This window comes from Streptomyces sp. B1I3 (assembly GCF_030816615.1).
Taxonomy (GTDB): Bacteria; Actinomycetota; Actinomycetes; order Streptomycetales; family Streptomycetaceae; genus Streptomyces.
Genome location: NZ_JAUSYD010000001.1, coordinates 5,679,822 through 5,697,911, shown reverse-complemented (window position 1 = coordinate 5,697,911; position 18,090 = coordinate 5,679,822). Strand labels below are relative to the sequence as shown.

Here is an 18,090-nt window from a genome sequence, read left to right as displayed (position 1 = left end):
GAAAGTCCCGCCTGCCCTTCGGGCAGACGACGCTACTTTCGAAACACGCCCTAGCCGTCCGCCTGTCGCAGGTGCGAGGTGTCGTTGAGGAGCCTGAGCGAGGCGTTCCCGTCCGCGTAGTACGCCACCGTCGAGAGGGAGGCGGGCAGCAGCTCCATGCGGAACAAGGACTCCGGCGGGGCGCCCAGAGCCAGCCTGACCAGGGTCTTGATCGGGGTGACGTGCGTGACCAGCAGCACCGTGCGCCCCGCGTAGCGCGATATCAGCCGGTCGCGGGTGGCCGACACCCGCTCGGCCACCTCGGCGAAACTCTCGCCACCGCCCGTGGGGGCCGCCTCGGCGGAACCGAGCCAGGCGGTCAGATCGAGGCCGTGACGTTCCCGGACCTCGGCGAAGGTGAGCCCCTCCCACGCACCGAAGTCCGTCTCGCGCAGACCGTCCTCGACCCGGACCTCCAGGCCGAGCGACTCCGCCACGACCGCGGCCGTCTCGCGGCAGCGGCGCAGAGGTGAGCTGACGATCTCCTGGACCGTGCCCCGGGCGGCGAAGGCCTCCGCCGCGCAGACCGCCTGGTGACGGCCGGTCGGCGACAGCTCGGGATCGCTGCCGCCGCTGCCGGAGAACCGCTTCTCGGGGGTGAGGGCCGTCTCTCCGTGCCGGAGCAGGAGGAAGGTGGCGGGTGCACCCAGGTCGGGTGCGCTCGCCCAGCCGACCTGCGGAGTGACCGGCGCCGGGCCGGCCGCCGCCGGCCGCGCCGCGGCCATCGCGGCCCGGACCTTCGCGGCGCCCGCGACAGCGTCCCCGGGCGGCCCGGAGGGCGGTTCGGGAAGTGCCGGTGTGCGCGGCGTCTCCAGGTCGGCCGTCGAGGACTCCGGGGCCCACCGCTCGCCGCGGCCCCCCGCGTCCATCGCCTCGTTGGCCAGCCGGTCGGCGTGCTTGTTCCGCTCGCGCGGGATCCACTCGTACGTGACGGCGGAGGCGGGCAGGATCCGCGCGGCCTGTGCCGCGAGCGGCTTCATGCCGGGGTGCTTGATCTTCCAGCGGCCCGACATCTGCTCGACCACCAGCTTGGAGTCCATCCGCACCCGGACCTGCACGGGCGTGTCCGGGAAGAGCTCCTTCACCGCTTCCAGGCCGGCGATGAGGCCCCGGTACTCGGCCACGTTGTTCGTCGCGACGCCGATGTACTCGGCGACCTCGGCGAGCGTGCCGGCGTCGAGCGCGTCGAGCACGACCGCGCCGTACCCCGCGGGCCCCGGGTTGCCCCGGGAGCCTCCGTCCGCCTCGACGATCAGCTGGCGGGGAGCCGTCATTACAGGCCCGACTCCGAGGTGCGGACCAGGATGCGGTGACAGTTCTCGCAGCGCAGCACGGTGTCGGCAGACGCCGCCTTCACGTCGTTGACCTCCGTGATGTTCAGCTCCAGGCGGCAGCCCTCGCAGCGACGCTGGTAGAGCCGGGCGGCACCGACGCCGCCCTGCTGGGCGCGCAGCTTGTCGTACAGCTTCAGCAGGTCGGCGGGGACGGCACCGGCGACGACCTCGCGGTCCTTGGCGACGGTGGCGGCCTCGGCGTCGAGCTCGGCGGTCGCGGTGTCCCGGCGCGCGGTCGCGTCGTCGACCTTGGCCTGCACGGCGCTGACACGCTCGGTCAGTTCGGCGACGCGCTCCTGAGCGGACTCGCGGCGCTCCATGATCTCCAGGACCACGTCCTCGAGGTCGCCCTGACGCTTGGCGAGCGAGGTGATCTCGCGCTGGAGGCTCTCCAGGTCCTTCGGCGAGGAGACCGCTCCGGAGTCGAGCCGCTGCTGGTCGCGGACGGCGCGCTGGCGCACCTGGTCGACGTCCTGCTCGGCCTTCGTCTGCTCGCGGGTGGTGTCGCTCTCCTCGGTCTGCGAGGCGACCAGCAGGTCGCGCAGCTGCGCGAGGTCGTTGTTGAGCGAGTCGATCTCGGCGTGCTCGGGCAGGGACGTGCGCTTGTGGGAGAGCTGCGACAGACGTACGTCGAGGGCCTGGACTTCGAGGAGTCGGATCTGGTCGGCGGGCGCGGCGTTCAGTTGGGGGCTCCAGAAGAGTGGTGGGTGGTCCAGGGGTCGGTGACCTGCTTCGAGACGTGGACCCGCAGGCCCCATCCGTGGCGGTCGGAAATCGCGTCGAGCTCCGCGGCGGCCTGCTCGCACCAGGGCCACTCCGTCGCCCAGTGCGCGGCGTCGACCAGGCCGAGCGGCGAGTGCTGGACGGCCTCGGAGGCCGGGTGGTGGCGCAGGTCCGCGGTGAGGAAGGCGTCGACGCCCGCGGCGCGCACGGCGTCGAAGAGGCTGTCGCCGGAGCCGCCACTGACCGCTACGCGCCGCACGAGGGCGTCCGGGTCGCCTGCGAGCCGGACGCCCTGCGCGGTGGCGGGCAGCCGGGCGGCGGCGCGGGCGGCGAGGTCGCGGAGGGTCTCGGGGTGGTCGAGTTCGCAGATCCGGCCCAGACCGCGGCGGCCCGCGGTGTCTGTGGGGTCCGGCACGAGCGGGCCGGTGACCCGCAGGTCCAGGGCGGCGGCGAGGGCGTCGGAGACCCCGGGGTCGGCGGTGTCGGCGTTGGTGTGCGCGACGTGCAGGGCGATGCCGTGCGTGATGAGGTCGTGCACGACCCGGCCCTTGAAGGTGGAGGCCGCGACCGTCGTCGTACCCCGCAGATAGAGCGGGTGGTGGGTGACGATCAGCTGGGCGCCGAGGGTGCGGGCCTCGTCGGCGATCTGCCTGACGGGGTCGACGGCGAAGAGGACCCTGTCGACCTCCGCGTCGGGATCACCGCAGACCGTGCCGACCGCGTCCCAACCTTCGGCCCGCTCGGGGGGCCACAGGGCGTCGAGCTCGGCGATGACTTCAGACAGACGGGGCACGGGGCAAAGGCTACCTGTCCTGGGTGCCCCACCGCCCCTGCTGCCCGGACCGCGCACGGGCGGGCCCCGGCCCGTCACGGACCGTCACGACCTGGGCGCTCTCCTCCCTGTGCGCCGCGCCCCGGCGGCCTTCCTGTCGCCACCGGCCGCCGCTCCCGCAGAGCCCCCGCCGGTCGCCGCCGTACACCGAGAGGGCTAGGGCGTGTTTCGAAAGTCCCGCCTGCCCTTCGGGCAGACGACGCTACTTTCGAAACACGCCCTAGGGCGGCAGCCACGGCCAGGCCGGCTGCGGTGGCATCCCGGCGTCGCAGGGCCATCATTTGCTGCGGTCCGGGGCTGTCCCGAGAAAATTGTCGGGGAAGGGCGCCTTTCACACGTGTCACCAGCAGCACAGCCACCCCCTCCCCCTCAGGGAAACAGGGGTGCCGCCACCCGTATGTGTGAAGTGCGATGTCTCGTGTTGTCCGGCAGGACGTGCGAAAACTAGCGTCGGTCGCCGGAGGTGACCGCACCATGACTGGCTGTACTGTCGAGACCAAGACCACCGGATCCACGGGGACTGCCACGACCGGGGACATCGCGCCCGAACCGGCGGAACCCGACCCACCCGCCGAGTCCGGGAGACCCCCCGCCGGTGGCCCGTCGGACGTGCCGGACGGGATCGCGGCAGCCCGAGCCGCGGACGTGCCCGGCAGGTCGCCCGGAGCCGGCTGGTCCCGCGCGGCCACCATGCCCGCCGGGGCGGCCGCGTACATCGGGACGGCGCGGCCGGAGCCCGTACGCGGCGGGGCCGACGCGACCGCCGTCGCAGGCCGGGCCGGTGTCCCCGAGCCCGCCGCCTCCGCGACCCCGGACGAGGCCCTCGTCTCCGCCGCCCGCGGTGGGCCCCTGACGCATGCCCTCCTCGACAGCCCGGGTGGTTTCCCCGCAGCGGACGGCGCCCCGGTGACACGCGCACCCCGGGCCGGCGCCGGGCGCCGGCCCCGGCCCCAGGCACCCCGGCGTCTCCGGCCGCCGGCCCTCACCATCGCCGCCGACCGTTCGTACGCGGCCCGGCTCACGACGGCTGCCGGGAGCACCGCCGCCGGGGGGACCGACCCGGCCTGGTTCACCGAGCGGTGGACCCTCGACGGCCCCGAGCCGTACGCCGTGCCCCTCCCCCTCGATCAGCCGGAGGAGGCCGACTCCGATGTGCTGCCCCTCGCCGACGGGCGGGTCCTGATCCGTCGGCGGGTGGCCGACCGGCACGCGTTCTCCCTCCTCTACCCCACCGGACCGGGTACCGGCGAACTCCCCCTGGGCGCCCTCGCATGCACGGACCTGACCCTGCTCCCACCGTCCCCGGACGGCATGAGTGCCTACGCCCTGCTCCCCGGTGAGCGCTCCACCGCCGTATGGCTCGTGGCCGGCGGCGCTTTCGGGCCCGAACACGTCGCCGACGTGCCGGGCCGCTGTTCGGGCGGCGCGTGGCTGGATCGTGAGGGCCGGCTTCTCGCCCTGGACCGCCAGTTGCCGGGCGGCGGCCCGGTGAAGGCCGTCGCCGTGGACCTGGAGCGGGGCGGCGAGGTGACCCCGCTGCTGCAGATCGCGCCGGACAGCAACGACCGGCTGCTGCTCGCCGACGCGGACAGCGGACTGCTCCTGATCCGCTCGGACGCACCGGGTCACGACCGTCTCGGCTGGGGGGTGCTCGGCAGCTGCCTGCCGGTGCGCTTCCCGGAGTGCCTGCACCCCTCGGGCGTGACCATGACACCGTTCGCCGTACAGCCGGGCCAGATGCTCATGCCGGAGAGCTGTGCGGTGGCCCTGCGGATCGACGGCCGGACGGGCAGCTGGGTCGGGCTCTGGCGCCCGCTTGGGCGCCGGCTGCATCTGTGTGCCGCGCCGGAGGGATGGCTGGCCGGGACGGGGTTCTGGACCCGGGAGGGAGTTCTGCACCTGCCGTACGCGCAGGAGGGCACGCCGTGTGCGGTGGCCCTCGTGCAGGCACCGGCGGAAGAGGAGCACCGGCCCGCCGGTGGCGGTGCGGAGCCGTCGGTGGCGGAGGGCTCTCCCCTTGCGTGCAAGCCGGTTCCGCTCGGCCAGGCACCCCTCACGGGACGCACGCCGCCCGGGTAGGCCCGGACCTTGATCACCGGTCGGTCTACACTCCTGGCCGGGCTACGCGGCCGTTCCACGCGGGCACCGACGGTGACCGCGTCGGGTGGCGGTGGCGGGCCCCGTGAACACACGTAAGCGATTTCAACGGGGTGACTTCCCACATGTCTGAAGCCCGAACCGACACGACCCAGACGCGCCCGCCGGTGGCGGACGCGGGACGGGCCGAAGCCGGCGGCTCCGGAAAGCATCGAGGGGGCGCGTCGGTGGACAGCGTGTCCGTGCGGCCGCACGGACGCCACCGCCGGCCCTCCGAAGGGGGTGGCGAAGCGGCGGCCTGAACCACGCCGCGCACGGGGACAAGGGGCCGCCACGGCCGAACGGCCGTGGCGGCCCTCGGCGTTCGGCGTTCGGCGTTCGGCGTTCGGCGTTCGGCGTTCGGCGTTCGGCGTTCGGCGTTCGGCGTTCGGCGTTCGGGCGAGCTTCGGTGTTCGGGCTCGGGCTCGGGCTTCGGGCTTCGGGGTTCGGCGTTCGGCGTTCGGTGCATGCCCTTGTCATCGCACGTTGACGGCCCCGGGCCCGTGCCCGTGCCCGCACGGCGGCTTCGTCGTAACGGCGGAACCCGGGTGGACACCCCGGCGGAACCCGGGTGGACACGCCGGTGGACGTGCCTGACGGGCCCACACCGCCGGACGGCCCCGCGCGGCCTACGCTGAGCCCGTGAACGAGATGCCACGGGAGCACCGGCCGGCCAGATCCGTGCGGGTGCTGCTCGCCGAGGACCGCGGCATGACGCGCAGCGCGCTCGCCCTGGTGCTCGGCATGGAGCCGGACATCGAGGTGGTGGCCGAGGTCGCGGCCGGCGACCAGGTCGTGGACGCGGCGCTCGTCTCCCGCCCCGACGTGGCGCTGCTGGACCTCGAACTTCCGGGCCGCAGCGGTTTGGACGCGGCGGCCGATCTTCGCGAGGAGGTTCCGGACTGCCGGGTTCTGATCCTCACGACGTCCGCCAGGCCCGGCTCCCTGCGACGCGCGATGGAGGCGGGTGCGGTGGGGTTCCTGGTGAAGGACGGCCCGGTCGGGGATCTCGCGCAGGCGATCCGGCGGGCGCTCACCGGGGAGACGGTGATCGATCCGGCGCTGGCCGCCTCGGCGCTCGGTGCGGGCCCCGGCCCGCTGACCGCCCGGGAGCGCGACGCGCTGAACGCGGCGGCGGACGGGGCGACGGCCGCGGACATCGCGGCGAGGTTACGTCTGCCGGAGCGGACGGTACGCGACCACCTCACCTCGGCCATCGGCAAGACGGGCACCCGCAACCGCGGGGAGGCGGTACGGGCGGCACGCCACCAGGGCTGGCTCTGACCCGGGTGCCGGCGGCACGCCACCGCGGCCTGACCGTACGGACGGGCCGTCAGCCGGACTGTTCACGGCCCTCGCCGGGCAGCCAGAGCAGCACCAGGACCACTCCCGCCAGCAGCACCCCCGTGGCCGTACGGAAGGCCGTCGCGTAGCCGGCCGTGATGTCCGCCGCTGCCGTGGAACCATCGGTGCGTGCCGCGGCGACCGTCGAGAGCACCGCCAGACCCAGCGCACCGCCCATCGTGCGGGAGGTGTTGACCAGCCCGGAGACGAGACCGGCGTCACCGGGCGCCGCGCCGGAGGTGGCGAGCGTGGCCAGCGGGGTGGAGGCCAGTCCGGCGCCTGCCATCATCAGGACGCCGGGGAGGCAGACCGCGGTGAGGTAGGAGCCGTGCACGCCCATGGTGGACTGCCAGCCGAAGCCGGCGGCGGTGACGAGGAAGCCGGTGACGGCCAGTGTCTTCGCGCCGGTCCGCACCATGAGGCGGGGCGCGGCCTTCGAGCCGATGATGACGGCAGCGGAGGTCGGCATGAGGGCGAGGCCGGCCTCCAACGGCGTGTATCCCAGCACGTTCTGGGCGTACATGGTCATGAAGTACCACATGCAGAAGGTCGCCGACCCCATCAGGAGCATCGACACGTTCGCCGCCGAGACGGCCCGCACCCCGAGGACGCGCAACGGCATCAGCGGGGCCGCCGTCCTCGCCTCGACCAGGACGAAGACGCCGAGCAGCGCGAGGCCCCCGAGGAGGGGGACGAGGGTGGCGGCGGCGCCCCAGCCCGCGGCCTCGGTCTGCACGATGCCGTACGCCACCGTGGCCAGGCCCGCCGTGACGAGGACCGCGCCGGGCAGGTCGACGCGGCGCCGGTCGCCCGCCCGCCCCTCGGCCAGCCACAGGGCGGCGCCGGTCAGCACGAGAGCACCGATCGGCACGTTGATGAGCAGGACCCACCGCCAGGAGAGGGTGTCGGTGAGCACCCCGCCGATCAGCCCGCCGGCGGCGCCACCGCCGGCCCCGACCGCCATCCAGGTGCCGATCGCCTTGCTGCGGGCGGGGCCTTCGGGCACGGCGGCGGTGAGGATGGTGAGCGTCGCCGGGGAGAGTACGGCGGCGCCGAGCCCCTGTGCGGCACGGGCGGCCAGCAACTGCCAGCCCTCCTGGGCGAGCCCGCCCGCCAGCGAAGCGGCGGTGAAGAGGCCGAGCCCGGTCAGGAACATTCTCTTGCGGCCGTATATGTCCGCTGCTCGCCCGCCGAGCAGCATGAAGCCGGCGAAGGCGATCGAGTAGGCGTTGACGACCCATTGCAGCCCGGGGGCGCTCAGGCCGAGGTCGGTTCGCATGGAGGGCAGTGCCACATTGACGACGGACACATCGAGGACAACCAGGAACTGGCCGGTGCAGGCCGCCGCGACCACGGCCCACGTGCGGGTCCTCGATCGGGCGGGCAGCCGCGTGGGCGTGGAGACGTCAACCATGGGAGTCATCCTCCCAGGCGTCCTGTGGTGCGTACATCGTTTTCCGGGCGGGCGGGGACCCGGCCGGAAGGCGTAGGACCTCGACCGCGGACGTCCCGCGTTCCAGGTCCGTTCGCCGGAATACCTCGCGTGTGCGGAAGTGTTCAGTGTGCACACACTTCCGTGCACCGGCACTGTCCGCACCGGGCGTGGGGCTGTCCCCACCCCGATCCGGCGGACGCTGCCGCCTGCCGGGGGTGTTCCCGCCTGTCCGACCCTGTGATGTTCCACTCCTTCCCCGCCCCCGGAGGCCCCACGTATGCAACGGACGACGAACGAACAGCACGCCGGAGAGCTCCCCGGTCCACGCGGCGGCCGTGGCATCGTCCCCGTGCTCGCGTTCGCGGGGATCACCGTCGCGGTGATGCAGACCCTGCTCGTCCCCGTCATCAAGGACCTGCCCGCGCTGCTGGGCACCGCCCCGGCCGACGCGACGTGGGTGATGACCGCCACCCTGCTGGCCGGAGCCGTCTCGACCCCGATCATGGGGCGGCTCGGTGACCTGTACGGCAAGCGCCGGATGCTCCTGGCCAGCCTCGCCGTGATGGTGATCGGCTCGCTGATCTGTGCCACCACCGACGACCTCGTGATCATGATCACCGGGCGTGCGCTGCAGGGCTTCGCCATGGGCGCCATCCCGCTGGGCATCGGCATCATGCGCGATGTGCTGCCGCGCGAGAAGCTGGGCTCGGCGATGGCTCTCATGAGCTCGTCGATCGGGGTGGGTGGCGGACTCGCACTCCCCGCCGCCGCGGTCATCGCCCAGCACGCCGACTGGCACGCGCTGTTCATGGCCTCGGCCGCGCTCGGGGTGCTGGCCATGGGTCTCACCCTCCTCGTCGTACCGGAGTCCGCCCTGCGCGCCCCCGGGCGCTTCGACGTCGTGGGGGCGCTGGGCCTCTCCCTCGGGCTGGTCTGCCTGCTGCTCCCCGTCACCAAGGGCGGGGACTGGGGCTGGTCCTCGCCCACGACCCTCGGGCTGTTCGGGGCGTCGCTGCTGATCCTGGTGCTGTGGGGGCTCTTCGAGCTGCGGAGCCCGGCGCCGCTGGTCGACCTGCGCACCAGCGTCCGCCGCGAGGTGCTCCTCACCAACCTGGTCTCGATCATGGTCGGGGTCGCCTTCTACGCCGTGTCCCTGGTTCTGCCGCAACTGCTCCAGCTGCCCACCTCGACCGGCTACGGGCTCGGACAGTCGATGGTCATGGCGGGCCTCTGCGTGGCGCCGCTGGGCCTGACGATGATGTTCGTGGCCCCGCTGTACGCCAGGCTCTCCGCCCGCCGTGGCCCCAAGACCACCCTCATGCTCGGCATGCTCGTCATCGCGATCGGTTACGGGGCGGGACTCGGGCTGATGAGTGCCGCCTGGCAGACCGTGGTGATCGCGGTGGTGCTCGGGGCCGGTATCGGGCTCGCGTACTCCTCACTGCCGGCTCTGATCATCGGCGCGGTCGACGCGTCCGAGACCGGTGCGGCCAACGGCCTGAACACACTGATGCGTTCGATCGGCACCTCGCTCTCGAGTGCGGTCATCGGCATGGTGCTGGCGAACACGTCGGTGCGGATGGGCGCGGTGGACGTACCGAGCATGGACGGCTTCCGCACCTCGTTCATGATCGCGACGGGTGCCGTGCTGGTCGGTCTGGTGCTGGCCGCCTTCCTGCCGTCGCAGGGCCCCGCGCGTCCGGTGCTGCTCGCGAGCAGCGCGGACGACGCCCTGGCGGCCTCGCGGTCCGGAGCGGAAGGGGCGCCGGTCGCGGCCCCCGTCAGCGCACCGGAGCGCCGGACGTCGGACTCGGCTTCGTAGCCGGCGGCCGGGACACCTCCGGCCCTGCCGCGAGCTCCCTCGGCCGGGTGCCGCGGGTGAACAGCCGGGCGGGGCGGGTGCCTCGAAGGCGGGCGGGCGGGTGCCGCGAAGGCGGGCGGCTGCACGACGGGCACGCGTGGGAGGTCCGGGGCGTGGGGGCTGCCGTGCCGGTCCCCGCGCCGGCGCCCGTGTACGGCGGTGCGCCGCGTACGCCGTCCCGGGCCGGCCGGCGGAGCCCCGTGCGCCACGACGCGTCGAGCGGCCGGAAGGGGGCGGCCCCGCCGGTCCCTCCGGCGCGGGCGTACGGCACGATGGGGCGCCGTCCCGATCGCACCGTCCCACCAGGAGGAACCCCGTGGCCGCCGAGTCCGCTGCCGAGTCCGCTGCCGGGCCCACGCCGGAGATTCTCGCCGCTTTCGAGGCCGCCAAGGGCTTCATGCCGGTCCACGAAGGGCTCGCCCTGTATGCGGCGGCCGTCGAGGCCGGTGCGCTCGGGCTGCCGCTGCTGGAGGTCGGCACCTACTGCGGGCGCTCGACGATCCTGCTCGCCGATGCCGCCCGGGCGGCCGGGGTGACGGCGCTCACCGTCGACCACCACCGGGGCAGCGAGGAGCAGCAGCCCGGCTGGGAGTATCACGACCCGTCGGTGGTGGACCCCGAGGTCGGCCGGATGGACACCCTGCCCACCTTCCGCCGGACGCTGCACGCGGCCGGCCTGGAGGAGCACGTGGTGGCACTCGTCGGGCGCTCCCCCCAGGTCGCCGCCGTGTGGGGCGGGCTGCTCGGCCTCGTCTTCATCGACGGTGGTCACACCGACGAGCACGCCGGCGGGGACTACGAGGGCTGGGCCCCGAAGGTCGCCGAGGGCGGGCTGCTCGTGATCCACGACGTGTTCCCCGACCCGGCCGACGGCGGACAGGCGCCCTACCGCGTGCTGCAACGCGCCCTGGCCTCCGGCGCGTTCACCGAGGTCTCGGTGACGGACTCGCTGCGGGTCCTGCGGCGTTCGGGAACGGGCATCTGAGGGCCACGGATAGCATCACGACGTGCGTGACGACAACAGCCCTCCCCTCACCCCGCCCGGTACGGCCCTCCACAGGGCGGTACCGGCCGTAGCACTCCTGGCGGCCGTCTGCCTGGCCGCCGCGGGGTGCGGAGGTGACGGCGGCTCCGGTCAGGCGCGGCCCCACCCCGGCGGCGACGCGGCCACGGCCTCCGCGCCGGAGTCCCGGCCCGCCTCGCCGGCCCCGTCCCGGAGCCCTTCGGTGACCCCCTCCGGGAGCAGCCCTTCGGCGGCGCCCACGTCCGCCGAGCCGCTGCCGCGGGGCCCGCTCACGGGCAGGACGGTGGTGGTCGACCCCGGGCACAACCCGCGCAACCGAGAGCACACCCGGGAGATCAACAGCCAGGTGGACATCGGCACCGGGCACAAGGAGTGCGACACCACCGGCACCGCCACCGACTCCGGTTACGCCGAGGCCACTTTCAGCCTCGACGTCTCGCGCCGGCTGCGCACGCTGCTGGAGGCCCGGGGGGCGAAGGTGGTCCTCACCCAGGACGACGACCGCCCGTTCGGCCCGTGCGTCGACGAGCGGGCCCGCATCGGCAACGCGGCCCACGCCGACGCCGTCGTCTCGGTCCACGCCGACGGTTCGGCGGCCGGCAACCGGGGCTTCCACGTGATCCTCCCCGCGCGGGTGCGCGGGGGCGGCGCGGACACCGCGGGGATAGTCGCCCCCTCGCGCGATCTCGGCGAACGCATCGCCGGGAAATTCGTACGGGCCACCGGAAGCGCCCCCTCCAATTACATCGGCGGCAATACCGGACTGGACACCCGCGAGGATCTCGGCGGCCTGAATCTGTCGACCGTGCCCAAAGTCTTCATCGAATGCGGCAATATGCGTGATCCGAAGGATGCCGCCCTGCTCATGAGCGCGGACTGGCGTCAGAGAGCGGCCCTCGGTATCGCCGAGGGCATCAGCAGCTACCTGAAGAGGTAGTTCTGGGGTGATGGTGGCGACCTTGGGGGGATAGCCCGTCCGAGGCCCGGGCACGGGTACAACCCGCCCGGGCAGACGATAGATTCATCCGTACGATGGGGAGCCGCCCCCGAGCTTCGCGCCGTACCCGCCGTACAGGCGGCATCGACGACCGCCCCGACGAGACGACCGACTAAGGACCTTCACGTGAATATCCGCTCCCTCACTCGAGGCGACGGCGTGGTGATCGGAGCAGCGGTCGTGCTGTTCATCGCCTCTTTCCTCGACCTCTCCGGCTTCGACTGCCCGTCGGGCGTCGACTGTTCCGGTTACAGCACGAACGCCTGGGACTCGCTTCCGCTCCTGATGAGCATCTACCTCGCCGGCATCATCGGCGCGGTGCTGCTGGTCGTGGCACGTGCCATGCCGGGCCGCAAGGTGGCGGGGCTCGAACTCGGCCAGTTCGGCGCCGCGTTCACCGTCTTCGCGCTCTGGACCGTCTTCTGGACGACCATCGACGCCGGTGACGCGGGCGCCGGCCTGATCCTCGGGCTGCTGGCCGCCATCGTGCTGGCCGGCGGTGCCGTCGCCGGCCCGCTGGTCCCGGCACTCAAGGCTCCGCTCATGGGCGCCCCGCGCCCGGCGCAGGCAGTACAGCCGCCGTACGGCCAGCAGGCCGGCCAGGGTTATGGCTACCCGGGTGCCCAGCAGCAGCCGTACGGCGCGCAGCCCGGCCAGCCCCAGCCGTACGGCGCGCAGCCGGGCCAACCCGGTCAGCCGGAGGCCCAGCAGTCCGCGCAGCAGGCCCCGCCCGGCGGTGGGGCGGCGGCCGGTGACTTCACGCCCTTCTGGTTCGCGGTACCGGTCGCCCGCCCGCTGTACGGCGAGGACGGCGCCCCGAACCCGATCGCCGAACTCGCGCCCGGTACGTGGTACCTGGCCGTCGAGCAGCGCGGCCCGGGGCTCATCGCCCAGACGCAGGACGGCCGTCGCGGCGTGCTGCAGGACACCACGGGTATTCAGCGCGGCTGACGCGGCTCATCCTGCGGCCCCTCGCCCTCCGGGGCGGGGGGCCGCTGCGGTCGCGGGGCGGGGGGCCGCTGCGGTCGCGGGTGCGGGGGGCCGCGCTCAGCCGAACGAGGACCGCTCCAGCCAGAAGTCCAGCAGCCCTCTGTCGCCCAGCACTTCGAGGCCTCCCTCGTCGGGCTTCCGACGCCGGTTGAACGCGAGCATCAGGCCGGTCAGCGGGCCGCGCAGCACCACGGTCGCCTTCTCGTGGGCGTGGCGCCAGGTGAAACCGTCCTCGCCGAACTCGATCAGCCACTCCGCCCCGGGTACGTCCGTGGCGTGCAGGTGCAGGGACCGTCCTCCGCCGCGTAGTTCGGCCGCTTCCGGGTCGCCCTGCGCCTGGGCGTGGGCGACGATCTGCAGCCACTCGGTGACGGTGTCGGCGGCCAGGTCGGGTGCCACCGTGTACTCCCCACCGGTGGCGAGGACGGCGTCCGCCCGGTGGACGGCGGTCTCGTGCGCCATGCGGCGGGCCCAGAAGGCCGCCCGCCGCTCCCCGGCCCAGGTCCACATGGCGGTGTCGGGACCGGCCTCGCGCAGCGCCTCCACCGTCGCGGCGGCACCCTCGGCCAGCCAGGCTCCGAGGGCCGCGGGGTCGTCACCGGACGCGCCGTCCATGCCCGGCACCTGCTCGTCGGGGAGTGCTTCGGTGGCCCGGGTACGGACAATCTCACCGGCCCAGCGGTGTGCCCCCGCGACATGGACGACGAGGTCGCGCAGCGTCCAGGCGGGGCAGGTGGGAACTCCCGCGGTGAGGTCCGCGTTCGCGACGGCACTTCTCAACAGGTCGGTCTGAAGCAGGATTTCGTCGCAGTAGCGCTCGTGCGCGAGAAGGGTCATCCGCAGACTGTAGGTGGCGCGGCGAGCGGTCTCCACCCAGTTCCCGCGCCCGGCCTCAGCTCGTCAACCGCCCAGCTCCGAGCTGGAGGGCACCTTGTTCCTCACCTCGGCGCCCGCACTCTTCCCGGCGTCCTTCACGCTGTTGATGACCTCCTCGAAGGCGCCGACGTTCCCGGCGCCCGCCTCGCCCTTGCCGATCTTGGCGGCCACTCCCTTGAGCGACTCGATCCCGGCGGTGAGGGGAGCGACGGCCTTGGAGAGCAGCGGATCGCCCTTGGCGTTGTCCGCCGCGGCCTTCAGCCTGTTGTACGCGAAGGCCCCGGCCAGACCGGCCTTGACCATCGCGAAGGTCCGCCCGTCCGCACCCTTCTTGAACTTCCCCGCGCGGTACGGCTTCACGATCCACTGGTACGCCGCACCTGCGGCCAGGCCCGCGTTGGCGACGAAGCGGGTCTTGGCGTACTTCTGCTTCTGCGCCGAACTCGTGGGCCCCGCACTCGCGGAGGCGCTCGCCCGGGTGCCGTCGTCGTCCCCACCGCAGGCCGTCGTCCCCACCAGCAGGGTGCAGGACAGCAGCAGCGCGACGACGAGCCTGCGGAGCGGGACGGTTCGGGGCACGGCGGGCCTCCCTGGCCAGGCTTGTCACGGTGGGTGACGGAGTTCGGGACTCGCCGCCAGGCTCGCCCGTGCGGGGTCCCGCCGCCACTCGGCGCACGCCGTACGGGTTTCACTCACCGTAGAGCGGCAATCCGGAGAACATGTCTCCCAGAACAGGCACAGGAAGCAGTACCGCCGCACGTGTCATCGCCGTGATTGCTGACGTCATGGCGTTCATCATCATTCTGTGGATCCTGATGTACCTGCTCGACGCCAACCGGGCCAACGACCTCGTGCAGTTCGTGCAGGAGTCCGCCCGCTGGCTGGCCGGCTGGTCGTACGACCTGTTCACGTTCGACGCGGCGTGGGCCCGGGTCGTCGCCGGATACGGTCTGGCCGCCGTCGTCTACCTGTTCATCGGTCACGCGGTGGCGGGCAGGGTCCGGCGCTTCTGACGCCCGGCTCGCGGCCGGGCGTCACCGCCCCCGGCCGTTAGCCGGCGTCCGACGGCTAACGGCAGCAGTCGGGTTCCAGACCGGTCGGCAGCCGTTCGCCGCCGAAGACCGCGGTGGTCGCCTCGTCCCCCCCGAGCGCGGCCACCGCCAGCAGCAGCGAACCGGCTGTCCAGGTGGTGAGCTCCTCGGGCCATATGGCCCGCTCGCCCTCGAAGACGTACCCCGTCCAGTACAGGCCGCCCTCGGCGCGCAGGTGCTGGACGGACTGCAGGATCTCCAGCGCCCGGTCGGACTCCCCGGTGACCCAGAGCGCCAGGGCCAGTTCGCAGCTCTCGCCGCCCGTCACCCACGGGTTGGGAACGACACAGCGCACGCCGAGGCCGGGGACCACGAAACGGTCCCAGCCGGCCTCGATCCGCCGCGTCGCGGCAGGCCCGGTGAGCGCTCCGCCGAGGACCGGGTAGTACCAGTCCATGGAGTAGCGGCTCTTGTCCAGGAAACGCTCGGGGTGGCTGCGGATCGCGTGGCCGAGCGCTCCGGCCGCGAGCTCCCAGTCGGGCTGCGGCTCCTCACGCTGTTCGGCCAGGGCCAGGGCGCAGCGCAGCGCCTGGTAGACGGACGAGCAGCCGGTCAGCAGGGCGTCGGTGACGGGGGTGCCGTCCGGCTCGCGCTTCCAGCCGACCTGGCCGCCGGGCTGCTGCAGCCGCAGGACGAACTCCATGGCGGCGAAGACCGTCGGCCACATCCGGTCGGCGAACGCGTCGTCACCGGTGGCGAGGTAGTGGTGCCAGACCCCGACGGCCACGTAGGCGCAGAAGTTGCTCTCGCGGCCGAGGTCGGTGGGCTGCTCCGGGTCGCCGTCGTGGTAGGCCGCGTACCAGGAACCGTCCTCGTTCTGGTGGCGGGCCAGCCAGGCGTAGGCGCGGGCGGCGGCCGTGTGCTCACCGGCCGCGTCGAGGGCCATGGCGGCCTCGGTGTGGTCCCACGGGTCGAGGTGGTGGCCGCGGAACCAGGGCAGCGCCCCGTCCTCCCGCTGCACGGCGAGCAGCGCGGCCACGGTCTCGGCGGCCTGCGCGTCGGTGAGGACTCCGGGCAGGACGAGGTGTTCGGTGCGCTCCGGCGTGCTCACGCCTCGGCCTTCGGCAGGTGCGGCTTGGTCGCGTACGCCACGAAGCTCTTGCCGACGACCGGGTTGAGCAGCTGCTCGGCGACCCGGGTGGCCAGAGGCTTCTTCATGATGTCCCAGACCAGCAGTTTGTGGTACGCCCGCACCGGCAGCGCCTTGTCGTTGTCCACGCCGAAGGCGCACTTCAGCCACCAGTACGGGCTGTGCAGGGCGTGCGCGTGGTGGGTGCCGTAGGGCTTGAGCCCGGCCTCGCGGATCTTGCCGAGCAGCTCGTCGGCCCTGTAGATCCGGATGTGCCCGCCCTCGACCTCGTGGTACGCGTCGGAGAGCGTCCAGCAGACCTTCTCGGGGCCGTAGCGGGGCACGGTGATCGCGATCCGGCCGCCGGGCCGCAGCACGCGGACCATCTCGGCGAGTACGCCCTTGTCGTCGGGGATGTGCTCCATCACCTCGGAGATGATCACGACGTCGAAGGAGTCGTCGGGGAACGGCAGGTTGAGCGCGTCGCCCTCCATCGCGGTGGCGGTGGCGCCCTCGGGGGCCTCCCCCGCCTCCTTCATGGCGGCGAACCACTTCGCGACCTCGCGGATCTCCTCGCCGTTCCGGTCGAGTGCCACCACCTGCGCGCCGCGCCGGTAGCACTCGAAGGCGTGGCGTCCGGCGCCGCAGCCCAGGTCGAGCACCCGGTCGCCTGCGGCGAGCGGGAAACGGGTGAAGTCGACGGTCAGCACGGGTGCCTGCCTTCGAGGTCGGGGGTGGGGGTCGCGGGAGCGACGGGAGGGGTCACCTGCGCGCTCCGCGGGCGGCGATCGCCTGACGGTACAACTCGGCGGTACCGGCGGCGGCCCTGGCCCAGGTGAAGTTGGCCAGCACCCTCTCACGGCCCGCCGCGCCGAGACGGGCGCGCAGTTCACGGTCGCCGAGGAGCCGGCCGAGCGCGGCGGCCAGGGCGCCCGCGTCGCCGGGCGGCACGGACAGACAGCTCTCCCCGTCGGGCCCGGTCACCTCGGGGATGGCACCGCCCGTGGTGGCCACGAGCGGCGTCCCGGTGGCCATGGCCTCGGCCGCGGGCAGCGAGAAGCCCTCGTACAGCGAGGGGACGCAGGAGATCTGGGCGCTGCGGACCAGGTCGACGAGTTCGGCGTCGCTGATGCCCTTGACGAACTCGACGGCTCCCTGGAGTCCGTGGCGTTCGATGGCCTGGGCGACGGGTCCGTCCTCGGCCCGCCTGCCGACGACCACGAGGTGCGCCTCGTGGTTCTCGGTGCGGAGCTTGGCCAGTGCCTCGACGAGGTGGACGAGTCCCTTGAGGGGGACGTCGGCGCTGGAGGTGGTGACGATCCGGCCGGGCACCTCGGCGACCGAGGGGTCGGGCGACCAGAGGTCGGTGTCGGCCCCGATGTGCACGACCCGGATGCGCTCCCGGCGGACCCCGAGGTGCTCGACGATCTCCTGCTGGGAGGAGCCGGAGACGGTGAGCACGGACGGCAGCCGGCGGGCGACGCGCTTCTGCATGCGGGTGAAGGCGTACCAGCGGCGTACGGACAGGCGCCGGACCCGGGACTCCGCAGCGGCGAGGTCCAGTTGCCGGTCGACGGTGATGGGGTGGTGGATCGTGGTGACGAGGGGCGCGCCGAGGTCGCCGAGCAGGCCGTAGCCGAGCGTCTGGTTGTCGTGCACGACGTCGAAGTCACCACGCCTGGCGAGGAGATGGCGACGGGCCCGCAGGCTGAAGGTGAGGGGCTCGGGGAAGCCGCCGGTCCACATGGTGGCGACCTCGGCGAGGTCGATCCAGTCCCGGTACTCGCCGCGTCCCGGGGTGCGGAACGGGTCGGGCTGGCGGTACAGGTCGAGGCTGGGCAGTTCGGTGAGCGGGACGCCCTCGTCGAGTACGGGATAGGGCTGGGCACCGATCACCTCGACGCTGTGGCCCAGTCTGGCCAGCTCGCGGCCGAGGTGGCGTACGTAGACGCCCTGACCGCCGCAGAAGGGGTTGCCCTTGTAGGTCAGGAGTGCGATGCGCAACGGCCGGTCCCCGCGGGTGTCCGATGCGCCGCCGCCCGCGAAGGGGCCCGTCTCTATGGCCTCAGCGGTCACACTCGGCCCCCTTCTCGCTGCGTTCTCGCCGGAGAGTAACCGGTCGCGCTAATCTAGAACAAGTTTCAGACTGGTGCGTTCAGCACGGACCGAATCTACCGGCAGGTAGCGTCGACGTGACGACCGGATCAGGTGATTCGCGCCACGGGGGCCGTCCTGCCATGCTGTGCGCGCCCGGGGGCCGACGGCCCGCCGGACAGGGAACCGGTTCCCGTCCAGCCGGCGCGGGGTCGGCGGGCATGTGCCTCCGGCATGGATCCGCA

16 protein-coding genes are annotated in these 18,090 nt (G+C 73.2%); 7 read left to right on the top strand and 9 right to left on the bottom strand.

The window, feature by feature from the left end; genetic code table 11:
* Positions 1-50: 50 nt before the first annotated feature.
* Genes QFZ58_RS25915 through QFZ58_RS25905 form a run of 3 tightly spaced genes read right to left on the bottom strand, consistent with a single transcriptional unit; the run spans position 51 to position 2,889 of the window.
* Positions 51-1,313, bottom strand: a complete 1,263-nt coding sequence (locus tag QFZ58_RS25915; protein WP_307127295.1) for a bifunctional RNase H/acid phosphatase — start codon at positions 1,311-1,313, stop codon at positions 51-53.
* Positions 1,313-2,056, bottom strand: a complete 744-nt coding sequence (locus QFZ58_RS25910) for a zinc ribbon domain-containing protein (RefSeq protein ID WP_307128992.1) — start codon at positions 2,054-2,056, stop codon at positions 1,313-1,315. The genes QFZ58_RS25915 and QFZ58_RS25910 overlap by 1 nt, the downstream gene beginning before the upstream one ends.
* Entirely contained in the window at positions 2,053-2,889 is an 837-nt protein-coding gene (locus tag QFZ58_RS25905) for a Nif3-like dinuclear metal center hexameric protein (RefSeq protein ID WP_307127294.1), read from the bottom strand. Before QFZ58_RS25905 ends, QFZ58_RS25910 begins: the two co-directional genes overlap by 4 nt.
* A gap of 513 nt (positions 2,890-3,402) precedes the next feature.
* On the opposite strand from QFZ58_RS25905, the gene QFZ58_RS25900 reads away from it, so the two are divergent.
* The gene (locus tag QFZ58_RS25900) at positions 3,403-5,007 is read left to right on the top strand and encodes a hypothetical protein (RefSeq protein WP_307127293.1); all 1,605 of its coding nucleotides are present in this window, start codon (positions 3,403-3,405) and stop codon (positions 5,005-5,007) included.
* A gap of 708 nt (positions 5,008-5,715) precedes the next feature.
* Positions 5,716-6,348 (top strand): response regulator, encoded by a 633-nt coding sequence (locus QFZ58_RS25895; protein WP_307128991.1) that lies wholly within the window; start codon positions 5,716-5,718, stop codon positions 6,346-6,348.
* Positions 6,349-6,397: 49 nt separating this feature from the next.
* Here QFZ58_RS25895 and QFZ58_RS25890 read toward each other — a convergent pair whose 3' ends face one another.
* Positions 6,398-7,831: an MFS transporter gene (locus QFZ58_RS25890; protein ID WP_307127292.1), complete on the bottom strand. Its 1,434-nt coding sequence runs from the start codon at positions 7,829-7,831 to the stop codon at positions 6,398-6,400.
* A gap of 289 nt (positions 7,832-8,120) precedes the next feature.
* Here QFZ58_RS25890 and QFZ58_RS25885 point away from each other — a divergent pair, with 289 nt between their 5' ends.
* The 4 genes from QFZ58_RS25885 (at position 8,121) to QFZ58_RS25870 (ending at position 12,676) form a co-directional block, all read left to right on the top strand.
* Positions 8,121-9,665: an MFS transporter gene (locus QFZ58_RS25885; protein ID WP_307127291.1), complete on the top strand. Its 1,545-nt coding sequence runs from the start codon at positions 8,121-8,123 to the stop codon at positions 9,663-9,665.
* Positions 9,666-10,101: 436 nt separating this feature from the next.
* On the top strand, positions 10,102-10,689 hold the full coding sequence (locus QFZ58_RS25880; protein ID WP_307128990.1) for a class I SAM-dependent methyltransferase: 588 nt from the start codon (positions 10,102-10,104) through the stop codon (positions 10,687-10,689).
* A gap of 22 nt (positions 10,690-10,711) precedes the next feature.
* On the top strand, positions 10,712-11,665 hold the full coding sequence (locus tag QFZ58_RS25875) for an N-acetylmuramoyl-L-alanine amidase (RefSeq protein WP_373428588.1): 954 nt from the start codon (positions 10,712-10,714) through the stop codon (positions 11,663-11,665).
* A 186-nt stretch (positions 11,666-11,851) separates the two neighbouring features.
* Positions 11,852-12,676: a DUF5336 domain-containing protein gene (locus QFZ58_RS25870; RefSeq protein ID WP_307127290.1), complete on the top strand. Its 825-nt coding sequence runs from the start codon at positions 11,852-11,854 to the stop codon at positions 12,674-12,676.
* A 96-nt stretch (positions 12,677-12,772) separates the two neighbouring features.
* On the opposite strand, the gene QFZ58_RS25865 is transcribed toward QFZ58_RS25870, so the two are convergent.
* Positions 12,773-13,552, bottom strand: a complete 780-nt coding sequence (locus tag QFZ58_RS25865) for a maleylpyruvate isomerase family mycothiol-dependent enzyme (RefSeq protein WP_307127289.1) — start codon at positions 13,550-13,552, stop codon at positions 12,773-12,775.
* Between the two features lie 63 nt (positions 13,553-13,615).
* Positions 13,616-14,170, bottom strand: a complete 555-nt coding sequence (locus QFZ58_RS25860) for a hypothetical protein (RefSeq protein ID WP_307127288.1) — start codon at positions 14,168-14,170, stop codon at positions 13,616-13,618.
* 140 nt (positions 14,171-14,310) lie between these two features.
* Here QFZ58_RS25860 and QFZ58_RS25855 point away from each other — a divergent pair, with 140 nt between their 5' ends.
* Positions 14,311-14,604 (top strand): hypothetical protein, encoded by a 294-nt coding sequence (locus QFZ58_RS25855; protein ID WP_307127287.1) that lies wholly within the window; start codon positions 14,311-14,313, stop codon positions 14,602-14,604.
* Positions 14,605-14,659: 55 nt separating this feature from the next.
* Here the strand turns inward: QFZ58_RS25855 and QFZ58_RS25850 are convergent, their stop codons facing one another.
* The 3 genes from QFZ58_RS25850 to QFZ58_RS25840 are packed head-to-tail and all read right to left on the bottom strand — an operon-like array spanning position 14,660 to position 17,827.
* Positions 14,660-15,733, bottom strand: a complete 1,074-nt coding sequence (locus tag QFZ58_RS25850; RefSeq protein ID WP_307127286.1) for a prenyltransferase — start codon at positions 15,731-15,733, stop codon at positions 14,660-14,662.
* Complete coding sequence (locus tag QFZ58_RS25845) at positions 15,730-16,461, bottom strand: class I SAM-dependent methyltransferase (protein ID WP_307127285.1); 732 nt, start codon at positions 16,459-16,461, stop codon at positions 15,730-15,732. Before QFZ58_RS25845 ends, QFZ58_RS25850 begins: the two co-directional genes overlap by 4 nt.
* 52 nt (positions 16,462-16,513) lie before the next feature.
* Complete coding sequence (locus tag QFZ58_RS25840) at positions 16,514-17,827, bottom strand: glycosyltransferase family 4 protein (protein WP_307127284.1); 1,314 nt, start codon at positions 17,825-17,827, stop codon at positions 16,514-16,516.
* Positions 17,828-18,090: the final 263 nt, after the last annotated feature.

Excerpts from the sequence above, each read along its gene's own strand:
- QFZ58_RS25900 (WP_307127293.1), top strand. The coding sequence starts at position 3,403 with ATGACTGGCTGTACTGTCGAGACCAAGACCACCGGATCCACGGGGACT.
- QFZ58_RS25890 (WP_307127292.1), bottom strand. The coding sequence starts at position 7,831 with ATGACTCCCATGGTTGACGTCTCCACGCCCACGCGGCTGCCCGCCCGA.
- QFZ58_RS25885 (WP_307127291.1), top strand. The coding sequence starts at position 8,121 with ATGCAACGGACGACGAACGAACAGCACGCCGGAGAGCTCCCCGGTCCA.
- QFZ58_RS25855 (WP_307127287.1), top strand. The coding sequence starts at position 14,311 with ATGTCTCCCAGAACAGGCACAGGAAGCAGTACCGCCGCACGTGTCATC.
- QFZ58_RS25880 (WP_307128990.1), top strand. The coding sequence starts at position 10,102 with ATGCCGGTCCACGAAGGGCTCGCCCTGTATGCGGCGGCCGTCGAGGCC.
- QFZ58_RS25915 (WP_307127295.1), bottom strand. The coding sequence starts at position 1,313 with ATGACGGCTCCCCGCCAGCTGATCGTCGAGGCGGACGGAGGCTCCCGG.
- QFZ58_RS25865 (WP_307127289.1), bottom strand. The coding sequence starts at position 13,552 with ATGACCCTTCTCGCGCACGAGCGCTACTGCGACGAAATCCTGCTTCAG.
- QFZ58_RS25895 (WP_307128991.1), top strand. The coding sequence starts at position 5,716 with ATGCCACGGGAGCACCGGCCGGCCAGATCCGTGCGGGTGCTGCTCGCC.